Here is a 13,497-nt window from a genome sequence, read left to right on the forward strand (position 1 = left end):
GATGAGTAAGAAAAAAGGATTTTGGAGTAGCTTATTTGGTACGGATGACAGCAGCAGTGCTGGCAGTGCTAATATGGCAACTGAGCGCTTAAAAGTTATTGTTGCAAGCGAAAATCGCTTGAATAACCGTTTGACCGCTGATCGTATTGAAAAAATGAAACGTGAGATACTAGAAGTGGTCAATAAATACGTCAACGGCGTACAGATTGATGATGTTAATATCAACCATCGCTCTGAAGATAGCCTCGATGTGCTTGAGATGAATATCAGTTTACCTGAACATAAAAAGTAAATGACATAACTTTATAGTATAGCGTTTGATTATATAAATACTGGTACGAAAAAAGCCCTAAGTTTCATAATTAGGGCTTTTTTATAAGCGCTCTTCCCATTTTTAAGTCTTTATTTCATACGCGCCATAATATTGTCTTTTTTGATAAATTGATGATATAACGCGGCGCCAATATGAATCAAGGTAAAAACGATAATCATCGGCCACAGAATATCGGTATGCCAGTCATTAAAAAGCCGTGCCAACCCTCTATCGGGGGTGACAAAGACAGGGATTTGAAATAAACCAAAGACGTCAACTGCTCGGCCGCCATATACCGACATCAGTAGTCCTGCCATAGGCATCGCAATTAATAACGCATATAAAGCAAAGTGGGATAATTGTGCAAGCAGCATTTGCCATTTTGGCATTGCCAACGCTGGCGGTGCTTTAGTAAAAATACGGCTGATCACGCGGGCAATCATCCAAAACAACAAACTGACCCCAAATGCCTTGTGCAATCCGATATAGACCTTACTATCAAGATTGTCATATAACAGTATCATGATCCAAGTGACCAGTAATAATAAGGCGCTAACCCAATGAAAGATTCGACTAGCAACCGACCACTTTGTCAGATTTGAATGGATATTATTCATAGTATATTTTATCGCTTCCTATTCATCGATACTTATAGGCGCTGACTGATACGGATCAAATGACAGTGTTAAAAACCTACTAGCTGGCAAATTAATACAATAACTATTTATCCCAGCTCAAGGCTAATAACTTTCTTTAGAGCTAACACTAAAGCCCATGATAAAAAGCGTCACCATGAGCAAATTAGCTATCTAAGTCAACCAATTGATGGGCGATTTTATCCAAATCTGGCACTACGTAAACCGTATCATCAATCATCACCGCTTGGAAAAGGTAGGATAGCACAACATCTTCTTGGACGCGCTGCTGAACGGTATCAGTTTTGCTGTCGGTTTTGATAAAATGCTCAGGCAAGTCGATATCTTTGACGTCGGAGATACGCGCCTGTAGTTGGCGGAGCTCGCCTGCTGTCTGTAGCGCGATACGATGCGCAGTAGTATTGCCTTCTAAAATAATCATCTTGTCCGACGTTTGATGGCGCGGTAGTAGATGGAACACAGCGACTTCTTGTTGTTGCCATTCATACGTCCATGTATGTTCACTACACTCATCGACACTTAAAATCAAACTACTAGGGATAAGCCAATCCGGTTGGTCGGTGGCTGGGACAATCGTTACGTCGAGCATACCATTGTTGGTGGTCAATAAGCTCACGGCTTCAAATGAGTGCTTTAGAATCTGTTTCATATGTCGCTCACAATAAATGACTACGAAGAGGCGGGCATCGCCCTTTCAGCAATATAATGGGTAAGTTTTTCTGCTAAGGCTTTGGGACTACCGACAAACTGACAATAACCTGAATCAATAATAGCTTGCGGCTGACTCGGACAAGCGCTTGAGCTTGGGTCTTGCGCCCACAATTGACTGTCATTATCTTGGATTAAGCTTAAATACTGCGAACCATCATTTCCCATCCCAGAGAAAATAATATTGATAAGTTCACTGCCATAAACATCACTGGTATTTTTCAAGATTTGACCGATAGCTGGCTTATAATCGCCTTCCCACGCCTGATCCATTAAGATGATACGACCAGTTGAATCGCAAACAATTTGTTTATCAATGGGTACAATAAGGCATTGCCCGCCGCGCAAACGCTGTGATGAGGTAATCAGCTGACAGCGCCAGTCATTATGGCGATTGAGTATGCGTGGTAGCGTACCTATCATCGCTTGGTTAAAATGATGGGCCAGTAAAATACTCACAGGCAAGGTGGGTGACAGATGATCTAGAAATTCTTTGACCGCACTAGGTCCGCCCATCGAAGCACCTAAAAATACCACATAATGCCAATCGTTAGGCTCATTTTGGTAAGCCGTATTCTTATAAGCAGGGCTATCTATTGCATTACTCAATAACGGCAACGCCAGCATTTGGGCAAGTTTGCGCTTGAGTTTGCGCTGCCATTTGGCATACTGCTCAGCTTCATTAAGATATGGCGCCTGGCTAAATCCGACTAGAACGGTAGCAGGTTGAGCGGTAGTAGTCGCTACTGCCATATGCTCATCGTAATCACCATCTATGAGCCAAATATCAATCGGCGCTGTATAGCGGCTCAACCTATTTTGTAATTGCGCCCTTGATACGCAGTCAACCAGCTGCAAACCACAACTACGTACGGTATCAGAAAAAGCCATGCGCTGATGGTGGTCTTCTGCCACCACCAGTACCCTGATATCGTTTTTATGCTTATCCCTTAGTATTAAGGCAGGTACATTATCCTTCATTGACTAAGCTAGCCTCTATACCCAATAGACCTTGGATTTTATTAAGAAGCTGGTTTTCTTGGAAAGGTTTGCCCATGTAGTCATTGACCCCAATCTCAAAAGCGCGCTCGCGATGCTTTTCACCGGTACGTGAGGTAATCATAATAATAGGCAGCTCTTGCAGGCGGCGGTTATGACGTACTTGCGACGCGACTTCAAAGCCGTCCATACGCGGCATTTCAATATCAAGTAACATCAAGTCTGGCGTGGTTTCTTGTAAAATCTCAAGCGCATCGATACCATCTTTGGCAAGGACCACATTGAAACCTTGACGCTCTAAGAAACGTGAGGTCACTTTCCGTACCGTGACTGAGTCATCGACAACCAAAATGGTGGTTTTAGATTCTGTACTGCTACGAACACTGATAGCAGGTTTTGCGACTTCTCTGCCTAAAGCAGCATTTCGCATCAGTGCAATCAGATCCAGAATAAGCATGACCGAGCCATCACCCATGATGGTTGCCGCTGAGATACCCGATAGATTCGAGAATTGCTGGCCTAAAGGTTTTACCACGACCTCAATACGTGACCCTGCGATTTGATCAACCTGTAGGGCCATGTTTTGTCCACTACGGTTTTTGATAATAATTAGTGGCACACTGGTGTTAGTATTGACGACCAGCTCATTGAGTTTATTACCTGATAAAATCTCATTCAAATAACGCACGCGATAATCATTATCTTCAAAGTTAAGCGTAGCGGCACCGGATTGATAATAGTCATAAATTCTTTCTGGACTGATACGTACGACACGCTCGATCTGCGCTAGCGGTATCGCATAATAGCGGTCTGCGGCGCGAACCACCAACGCATCAGACACCGCAACCGTGAGCGGCACACGCATGGTAAAGCGCGAGCCTTTACCAAGCTCTGACACCACCGATACTGCCCCCCCTAGTTGACGAATTTCACTAATCACCACGTCCATACCAACACCGCGACCTGATATTTGCGTCACTTGCTTACTGGTACTTAAACCAGCATTAAAGATATACTGCATAATATCAAGGTCGCTTAAACTAGTATCTTCAGCGTCAATTAAACCTTGAGAAATGGCTTTATTGCGTACTGCTTCTACATCAATGCCGCGTCCATCATCAGTTAGCTGGATAATGATTTCACTACCTTCACGCAGGACTTCTAAAGTAATTTGTCCATTACGTTCTTTACCTGCTTCTAAGCGCGTTGCAACCGTTTCAATTCCGTGATCGACCGCGTTGCGTAACATATGCTCAAGCGGTGAGGTAATGCGCTCCAAAATGGTTCTATCCATTTCGTCATCAGCATTGATAATCTTTAAATCAACCGACTTGTTTAGCTCATTGGCCGTTTGGCGCACGATACGCTCAAGCCGTGGCGTTAGGCGGGTAAAGGGTACCATCCGCGAATTCATCAAGCCATCTTGCAGCTCAGTTTGCGTCCGCGATAATTGTAGCAATAGACTTTCGCTGTCGCGCATCTTTTCAAGTAAGGTATGATTAATATCAACCAAATCCGAGGCCGACTCGGTTAAAGATTTCGACAGTTGGTTTAGCGAAGAATACTGATCCATCTCTAGAGGATCAAAGCCTTCATGATTGACCAACTCATCATCAATCTGCGATAAAATCTGCGCTTCAAGCTCAATCTCCATCCGGCGCAACTGATCCGCTAGACGTTGTACCGTCGTTCCCATCTCTTCAATACTAGTGGTCAAGCTACTCATACCCATATCGATACGCGCACGGTTGATCGCTGATTCACCTGATAGGTTAATCATATGCTCAATGAGGCCACCTGAAATACGAATCATCTCATTGTTACTGGCGTTCTGTTCTTGCTCAGTCGTATCAGCCACCATCGGCGGCATCTCACTGATATCTTTTTGGATATAGGTAGATTCTTGCTTTTCTTTCGCCAGCAAAATAGCATCGCGCTGCGGTTGCAACGACTCTTTTGGTATATGTTTTAAGCTATCGGGGTTTTTACTAAATTGCTGCAGCGCCTCAATTAATAAGTCTGGCGTTGGTGGGTTCACCTGTTGCGAGAGAATAAATACCGCATCTGCCAGCCAATCGTGACAGGCTACCAGTAGCTCCAAGACTTTTTTGGTAGCAGGTCGGCGACGATCAATAAAATCGGTATAAACCGATTCCATTTCATGGGCAAGGTCAGCGATACCACTTGCGGTCACCATACGCGCACCACCTTTTAAGGTATGTAAGTCGCGCTGTAGGGCCTGCAATGCAACTGTATCACCGGCATCACTTAAGAATGCTTGGAGATATTCATTGCGGTTGGTCAGCGCCTCTGCTTCTTCTAAAAACACCTCTAAAATATCTGGGTCAGGTAAGCCGTTCGCCCAAGATTGTTTTATAATTCTATCTAAACTTAAGAAGTCTGCCGTCTTTTCGATACGATGGGTGTATTCATCGGCGCTGATTTGCGGTTCAGCAGCAGCCTGATGTTGTGGCATTGGTACAATAAGCTCAACGTCTTTTGGTAACGCTGCTGCTTTTTCAAACTGCTGCAGTTGCTCAATCAGTTCAGGCGTAAAAAATGATTGCTGATAGCGGACAATATGCGCCACTTGCAATGACAAAGTATCTTGCACGACTTGCATAATTTCAAGCCACTGCGCCGTTGGCGTACGTCTTGCTTCAACGAACGCCTCATAAATACTCTCCGCCTCATGGGTCAAATCGCCAATACTGCGTATGCCTGCCATACGTGCACCACCTTTGATGGTATGCAGGTGGCGCTGTAAAACTTTTAAGGTATTGATATTGCTGATATCAGCACGCCATTTACTAAAGCTATCATTGAGCGCATCATCAAGCTCCTGCGCTTCTTCTAAGAAGATTTCTAATAGCTCAATATCGGTATCGATAGTTTCAAGCGCAAGCTCAGGGGCAGCAATACTTTGCACTTTAGCAGTATTTATTTCTTCATGAATACCGATGTTCGACTCAACACTTGCTTCTGCATCAATATTAATTTCTTTATTATCAGCAGCTTTTTTATCATTGCTAGTGCTGTCATCACTTTGAGCAATGCTTTGTAGGCGTTCGATAACCTGCTCGTCAATTTTCAACGAGGTGCTACCCGCTAAAGCATCAAATAAACCGACTAGCTGACAATGACCTGCAAGTAAAGCGGCTTGAATATCAGTATCGCGAGATTTTTCAGGGTGATGACTTAAATAAGTATAAGCATTTTCCAATTCGCTAAGAATTAAAGCAAACTTTGGTACATCTTGTGCTTTGTTAGCTAGATGTTTTATTTGTGAGATTTGCTTTGCTATATAACTTTGAATCTGTTCTTGCTCTGCATTATTAAAGACCACTTCTAGCTGCCATTCTGCATCTAGTAACTCATTAATATCATCATCTAATAATTGGCTTATCGTTGGTCTATCATCGGCTGAGTCTTCATCATCGTTAATAGTGTATTGCTCACCAAGCATGGCTTGTAAAGAAGCAATATCTTGCTGACTTTGCGCCTCTTCTGACGAAGCTTCTCGCTCCTGCACATCGCTTTTATAATTGTCTAGATAGCCTTCAATCAGCGTCACAGACTGAGCGAGCGCTTTTAAATGCTGAGCATTCATTGGCGTGTCCTGCTGCTGCAAAAGCTCCAAACTTTGCTCTATCGTCGTGCCAACCTCACTGATTGCCGTCAAAGCACTAGCGCCAGATGCTGCTCTTAGCGTATGAAAAGCGCGAACAATTTCATCACTTACAGCGACATAAGGCTCGTCTTGGTGATCAAAAACAAAGTCTTTAATGCTTTCTAACAGCTTTTCAGCCTCTTCAACAAAGATATCGAAAAAGATTTGCTCTTCTTCGCTTTGAGGCGTCAAGATGATGGGCGCTTCGGCCATTTTTTCATTTACCGAATGAATGGTTTGCAGCGTGCTATCAATGCTACTGTTACTTTCGGCAATGTCATAAGCAGTGTCATCAGCAAGTTCTTGATCTGTATTTTTAACATCAGAATATTGCGCTGTGCTTATGTCCTGCTGCTGCTCAGAACCATCAAATAGTTGTTTATGTAGCGCGCAGTAGCTGAATTCATCACCTAATTGCTTACTAAAAGCCTGAGCACAAGCCACCCATAACGGTACAAGTGCAGGATAATCTTGACTGTCATTTTCAAAGGTAATTAATAGCGTTGGATAAGCAGCTAACACATCACCGATAAGCTGCTGTATGTCTGCAGACGCTACAATTGTATTATCCAAAATACGGTTGAGCATATTTTCTATCGACCAGGCTAGCTCAGCGCTATAATTAGCACCAACCATACGACCCGAGCCTTTTAAAGTATGGAAACCGCGACGAATATCAGTTAACTGGCTTAAGTTATCAGGAGTAAGCTGCCAATGCTCATATAAGGGCACAATTTCTTCTAGAACTTCATTGGCCTCTTCTATAAATATCTCTTTGATATCAGGATCAGCATCGTTAGCATCTGTCGGTAGCGACTGCGCCGCTGTCATAAATGGGGTTAATACGTCTGGTATCTCTAAATCCGTTAATGAGGCTGAAAAGTCTGTTTCTACTTCAAAAACTTCGTCAAAGTTGCTAACAGAGTCCTTTATGTTTAGAGTATCAACTTGTTCGGTATTTAAGAGTTTCTCATCTGTCGATTGCGTACACTCATCTAGTACCGCATTATTTTTTTCAACCTCATCTGTAGAGAAATTACCATCAAGCACTTCTAAGCCTGTATTAATAGGTTGCTGACTCATTAAGTTATTGCTTTGCAAAATGGTAATGGCAGGATCAAAACTTGGTGGGTTCTGTGCTGCAAAATCAGCCAACATCGCTGGTAGATGCTTAGTGGTTTCTGTGACGAGTGCCACGACCTCATCGGTCACTGGTAGGGTTTTGTCCAACAGACGGTTGAGTAAGTTTTCAATAGACCACGCCATCTCACTGATACTAAAAGCACCAACCATACGCCCTGACCCTTTCAAGGTATGAAAGCCTCTGCGTATTTCAGTTAATGGCGTTAAATCTTGCGCATCTTGCTGCCAAATAGGTAAGAAATCCTCTAAATCAGCGACGACCTCTTCCACCTCTTCAATAAAGATCTCGCGAATATCTTCATCAACATCAAAGTTATCAGGCTTAAGCTCACTGCGAGCATTTAATAAAGCGGCGCTTTCTTTTTTATCGCTATGGTTTGTGTTATCGGTTGAATCAATGTCTTCATTAGCAACCGTAACAGGCGCAATCTCGCCACTATCATCGTAGCGCAGTACATCACTTGTCGCTTGCTTTTGCGTTAAAAAGGTATCATTAACGGTTTCAGGCGCAGCTATATAGCCACTAAGTAGTGTCGCCGCTTTGTCGATATATTCATGAGCTTTGGTCAATAAAGGCTGATCGAAGACCTGCTGCGCAAGATAGTCGAGCAGCAATTCGATAGAGGTTAAACCTTCGGCTAAGGCCTCGGTGACATCCCAGCTCAGTACGGCAACATCATGAGTGGTTAACTGATCGAATATATTTGCTATTTTATCGGTCGCTTGACGGATAGATGACAGGCTCATACTGTCAAAAGCTTCGCCAATGTTAGAAAAATCTGCAGCGTCTGGTAATAGTGCTAGGTCTTGGCGCTGAATATAATCACTAAAGCCTTGCTTAACGTCTTCAACCGCAATACGCAGCTCGCGCAGCTCTTTAACGTCTGTCTTAATTTGGTGGCTACTTTCTATCTCTAAGCCATCCACTTCATCATGAGTAATGACGTCAGCCGCAGGTATAAAAGAAGCCGCGCTTCCTATTTTACTTAAGATAATTTGTTCGGTATTGTAGATAGCGTTGTATAATTCTTGGAGACGCTGCTCAATTTGCCACTGCTGTTGTGATTGCTCTTCTACCACTCCAGTTTGGGCAATTAAGTCACGTTCTATATCTGCTAGGATAGATGTTGCTTGCGAGGCAAACAATGTCCAACCACGACTTTCTAGCTGATTGCTGATTTGTTGTAGTGGTTTAATTAGGGTTTGCGGCTTATCAAGGCTAAAAACAAGCGTATCAATATCACTTAAGATACGCGGTAAAAAGCGTGTTTCGACCTCTTGCGGCGCTACCCTTTGCAGCATAGCTTGCGTGATATCGCCCTGTTTGGCAAGGCTGTTGATTTCGATATAAACATTCGCTATTAGCTCGCTGATAACACTCGGCGATAGCGCTTTTTGATGGGTGTTCGACTCTATTAACGCATCTAATTGACTCAATAGCGCGGCGTAATACTTAGGTCGCGGCGTTTCGTTATGGGCAAGGTCATGTAGCCAAGCTTCAGTCAAATACCAAAGACGCTGCAAATCGGCATCTGCTGCGGTTTGCCATAAGTATTGAGCAACTTTTTCTAAAGTCGCCAGTATAGAAGCGTCATTGGTATTAGCGGCAAGTAACGCTTGCGCTTGTTGACGCCAAACCAATAGCAACTGCTGAGACTGCGCTTGGTCTAAACTGACCACTGCCTTACTAGCAGGTACCGCAATATCAACAATATCGTTAGTGGCAATGCTAGCAAGACTGTCCTCTTTAGAGTCTAAAGAAGCGTCTACAAGGTGATCAGTCACTATATCATAACGTGCTAAAACTTGGGTAAGCTCAGCTGATGTTTTATTTATTAAAGCGCTATGAAAATTGCTCGTACGTGCGTAGTAAACCAGCTCACGTGTAAGCAGTCGATGCCCTACTTGACCAATACGGCTGGCATCAGCACCGAAATTGTCTATTTCTGCCCCTGCAAGTAAGCTGAGCTTAGTAGCCAAATTTGCCAATATCGGCAAGTTAATCATGGTCAAAGCGCCACCAATCTGATGATAGCTTTGTGCCATCTGCTCATAATCAGCGTTTTTTTCACCCAATTGCCAGCCATCAGCTATCTGTGATAATTGCTGATCAAACAGTGGCAGTAACCACTCAAGTGTCACCATGTCGTTGGGCTGGTTTTTCATAGATGTATCCTAACTCGTCTAGGCGCTAATTTAGGCACTGGTTTTTTGCCAGGCGTTAATCTGTGGGTGCGCAATACGGCGCATGTTTGAAGGACGCCAAAATAACGCCTCACCTGGAGCCAATATAATATAACCGCCTACTGCGCACTGCTCTGATAACCGCGCTAATATATCGCGCTGATCAAACTTACGAAAATAAAGCAGCATGTTTTGGCAGACAATGACTTGTTGTAAATGCGGCGTTGGCGGTTTTTTGTCGATAATGTTGTGTAAAGCAAAGCGTACATGCTGTTTTAGCGTTGGCATCACCTGCCAGTGGGTACGAGCGTTTTTCTCTGTATTTTTTTGCATAGACACAGGCATAAAACGTAATTCTTCAACGATACTTGCTGGCCGCAATGGTTGAATAAATTGCTGGCAATCTTGCGGAATCAAAGCCAGTTGCTTATTATCATACTGACCTAAACGTGCTTTTTTTAAAGCTTGCTGACTGACGTCAGTCCCTAATATACGATAATTGGTCAGCTGCTTTGCGGCCAAACTCATGGCCAGCGACCAAGTTTCTTGCCCACTGGCACAGCCGACGCTCCAGATACGGAATAAATCATCAGGATTGCTGGCATCAATACTAGCGCTGCTACCATTAGCATTGCAGCTAGTATTATTGATCAGCCGCACTCGTTGAAGCTGCTCTCGTTGCCATTGCAAGGCATAATCAGTGATAAACTCTATAGAAGGCAGATGGCGAAAAAAGCGGCTTTCATGAATGAGCACTTTATCTAACAATTGCTGGCGCAGCTCATGATTAATCGGTAACTGATGCCATAATTGTATGATGCTCAAACCATAGCCCAGTGCCGTTTGGCTGACGGCGTTGACCAACCATTTACGTTGAACATTTGGCAATATAAAACCAATCTCTTGTTCTATATAGCGTTGCCATTGCTCAGTATCAAAAGCAACATCATCCCACAAAGCCTCGGCTACCAAAGCGTCAGCTTTATTTATCATCAGACTGTCTTTTTGAGTATGATTATTCACGTGACCTGCTATTAATAGTGTTGCTCAAAAGAAAAAACGAGTAGAGCAACTGCTTGGTTAATATTTCAATATCACAGTCATAAGCTGATAACTAGAAATTACATGCTCGCCGAAACACTTTCATCAACTTCTAAATACTCATCTTCGCTAAGCTCTTGCTCCAACTGCTCGTCATCATTAGAGACCTTAAAGCCGGTGACCGACTCTTGCAGTGCCGCCGCCATTTCGCTCAGCTCGCCAATAGAGCGCGCTGTTGCCATCGAACCAGACGAGGTTTGCGAAGTAATATCTTGAATAATATTCATGGTATGCGAAATATGACCTGCAGACTCGGCCTGTTGTAGCGCGGCGTTAGAGATGTTTTGAATCAGGTCCGCCAAGGTATTTGAAACCGTTTGCACCTCTTCTAGTGCTTCACCCGCATCTTTTGCCAAACGGGCACCACGTACTACTTCAGAAGTTGTTGATTCCATTGACATCACTGCTTCACTGGTGTCGGCCTGAATGGTTTTTACCAGCGTTTCGATCTGTTTGGTTGCGTTTGCTGAACGCTCAGCAAGACGCTGAACCTCATCGGCAACAACCGCAAAGCCTCGACCTGCTTCCCCTGCCATCGATGCCTGAATCGCAGCATTCAATGCCAAGACGTTGGTTTGGTCAGCAATATCGTTAATTAGACCAACGATATCACCAATCTCTTGCGAAGACTCACCGAGACGCTTGATACGTTTTGAGGTTTCTTGAATCTGATCGCGAATCACGTTCATACCTTCTATCGAGCGCTGTACAACTTCCGCGCCGTTATAAGCAATGGCAACCGAACGCTGTGCAACCGTCGCCGATTCTGAAGCGTTATTTGACACTTGGTCAATCGAGACTGTCATCTCATTAATCGCCGCAGATACCCCAGCAATTTCTTGTGCTTGGTGCTCTGAAGCTTCAGCAAGCTCAACTGCATTCATCTGCGTTTGCTCTGAGGACTGCGAGACACGCTCAGCAGTACTGTTAATAACCAGTACTAATTGGCGTAATTGGTCAATTGCGAAGTTCACAGAGTCAGCAATCGCACCAGTAAAATCTTCCGATACCGTCGCGTTTACTGTTAAGTCACCATCTGCCAAATCGCCCAACTCATCTAGTAGACGCAAAATTGCAATCTGGTTACGCTCGTTCTCTTCTTGAATTTGGCGCGCGCGCTCAGACTCCGCTTCTGCTTCTTGACGACGGCGTAAGGTTTCTTTTTCAATCAATAAACGCTCTGAGCCGCCGCGTTGTTTGAGTAATTGGTATAAAGCAAATAAAATGCCCAGTACACCTACCACAAAAACAATCACAGGCAAGATGACTGATTGATTAAAATTGCTTAAATATTGGCTGACCGACGACAGTGAATTGACCAGCCAAAACAGACAAGCCACGCTCACTAAAGCACAAAGCCCTAATAACAGCTTCCATTTACTATTAGCATCTGTCGTTGTTTTATTCGTACCAGCTACAGGGTTGTTTATAACATCACTCATCGTGCCTATTCCTTTCAAACAATCGTCAAAGTCGTATCGTGACTGACTCTGAAATCATATTGCCATCAAAACAACAGTGATTCACAAAGCCTGTATGAATGCTGACATCTCATCAAACCATGTCAGCCTTTGTTCTTTTCTTGCTTTAATAAACACCCCGTTAATAATCGATGTGTTTATTAAGGTTGATGTATTTACCAAAAATCAATATTTAGAAAAAACAGCTAATTACTAGTTACTCACAGCCACTAGATGGCAGCATCGGTATATTGCAAGTCCTGTGCCAGTAAGCTTGGCATAAATACATACCAATCTTGCTCATCTTTGACAAACTTACCGTGGTTATAAGGCGCAAATGGCGAGCTCGGTTCAAGCGCTTCTGCTCGATATTGGTCTTGGGTAAACTGCTCAATACCCAGCACCTGATCGACCAGCAGTCCTGAAAACACATTATCGTGATCTATGACAATGACCTTACGCTGGCTCATTTGCGTCAATCGGCTAGGTACTTGTAAAAACCGCGACAAATCGGTTAACGGCAACAAGCGCCCGCGGATGTTGGCGATGCCGAGCATCCAAGGCTTTACTAAAGGTAAGCTGGTATATTCTGGCATGGACAATACTTCTGATACTTGACCCATTGGTGCCACCAAACGCTGACCGCCAATTTCAAATACCACGCCTTGCCAATCAAACTCCTTGCCGCCGCGGCGACCACTTTTGCGCGCGCGTGCTAAGTCTGCTATACGCAGCAGCTCAATAAATCCTCTGGATGCCACAAGCTACCCCATTACTTTACGAATTATCTGGACCAAACCACTTTCATCAATCGGTTTGGTGATATATTCTTTAGCGCCTTGACGCTTGCCCCATACTCGATCTGTTTCTTGATTTTTAGTACTGATCATAATAATAGGGATATGAGCAGTCGTTTTACCGCGCGTAATTTTGCGGGTTGCCTGAAAACCATTCATCTCAGGCATCACCACGTCCATCAAAATGACGTCTGGTAGGTGGTCGGCGGCCATCTGACAGCCTTGCTCTCCGTTGCTCGCTTCTAATACTTGAAAGTTATTTTTAGAAAGCATGTCGCGAAATTTCGCCATCTCAGATGGCGAGTCGTCAATGACTAAAACAGTAGTCATAGGTGTTTCCTTTATTTTCGATGATATCCATTAGGATATATTGTTAAAACAAACCGATTAAAAAATAAATCGCATTGATTGAATGCCAATATGATTTACATCAAGATAAAAATTAAGCAGCAAGCACTCACTGTTA

Annotated in this window: 8 protein-coding genes and 1 pseudogene; 1 reads left to right on the forward strand and 8 read right to left on the reverse strand. The window is 43.7% G+C overall.

The genetic code is table 11. The annotated features are described in order from the left end of the window. Position 1: 1 nt before the first annotated feature. Positions 2 to 292, forward strand: coding sequence for a cell division topological specificity factor MinE (gene minE, locus JMX70_RS03265; RefSeq protein ID WP_200661789.1), 291 nt, complete (start codon positions 2 to 4; stop codon positions 290 to 292). 110 nt (positions 293 to 402) lie between these two features. Here minE and JMX70_RS03270 read toward each other — a convergent pair whose 3' ends face one another. From JMX70_RS03270 to JMX70_RS03305, 8 genes and pseudogenes are all read right to left on the reverse strand, one after another. After that, positions 403 to 930 (reverse strand): cytochrome b, encoded by a 528-nt coding sequence (locus JMX70_RS03270; RefSeq protein ID WP_201589477.1) that lies wholly within the window; start codon positions 928 to 930, stop codon positions 403 to 405. A 184-nt stretch (positions 931 to 1,114) separates the two neighbouring features. After that, positions 1,115 to 1,618 carry a hypothetical protein gene (locus JMX70_RS03275; RefSeq protein ID WP_201589480.1) on the reverse strand — a complete coding sequence of 168 codons (504 nt, stop codon included), beginning with the start codon at positions 1,616 to 1,618 and terminating at the stop codon, positions 1,115 to 1,117. A gap of 20 nt (positions 1,619 to 1,638) precedes the next feature. Beyond that, positions 1,639 to 2,658, reverse strand: a complete 1,020-nt coding sequence (locus JMX70_RS03280; protein ID WP_201589483.1) for a chemotaxis protein CheB — start codon at positions 2,656 to 2,658, stop codon at positions 1,639 to 1,641. Then, positions 2,648 to 9,655: an Hpt domain-containing protein gene (locus tag JMX70_RS03285; RefSeq protein ID WP_201589486.1), complete on the reverse strand. Its 7,008-nt coding sequence runs from the start codon at positions 9,653 to 9,655 to the stop codon at positions 2,648 to 2,650. The genes JMX70_RS03280 and JMX70_RS03285 overlap by 11 nt, the downstream gene beginning before the upstream one ends. Before the next feature lie 30 nt (positions 9,656 to 9,685). Then, positions 9,686 to 10,696, reverse strand: a complete 1,011-nt coding sequence (locus JMX70_RS03290) for a CheR family methyltransferase (protein ID WP_201589488.1) — start codon at positions 10,694 to 10,696, stop codon at positions 9,686 to 9,688. Between the two features lie 182 nt (positions 10,697 to 10,878). Beyond that, positions 10,879 to 11,883 (reverse strand): annotated as a pseudogene (locus JMX70_RS03295) (methyl-accepting chemotaxis protein); the annotation flags it as partial. A gap of 581 nt (positions 11,884 to 12,464) precedes the next feature. Continuing rightward, positions 12,465 to 12,995, reverse strand: a complete 531-nt coding sequence (locus JMX70_RS03300; protein WP_201589492.1) for a chemotaxis protein CheW — start codon at positions 12,993 to 12,995, stop codon at positions 12,465 to 12,467. Between the two features lie 3 nt (positions 12,996 to 12,998). Then, entirely contained in the window at positions 12,999 to 13,361 is a 363-nt protein-coding gene (locus tag JMX70_RS03305) for a response regulator (RefSeq protein ID WP_200661781.1), read from the reverse strand. Positions 13,362 to 13,497: the final 136 nt, after the last annotated feature.

It is taken from the genome of Psychrobacter pulmonis (genome assembly GCF_904846465.1).
GTDB lineage: Bacteria > Pseudomonadota > Gammaproteobacteria > Pseudomonadales > Moraxellaceae > Psychrobacter > Psychrobacter faecalis.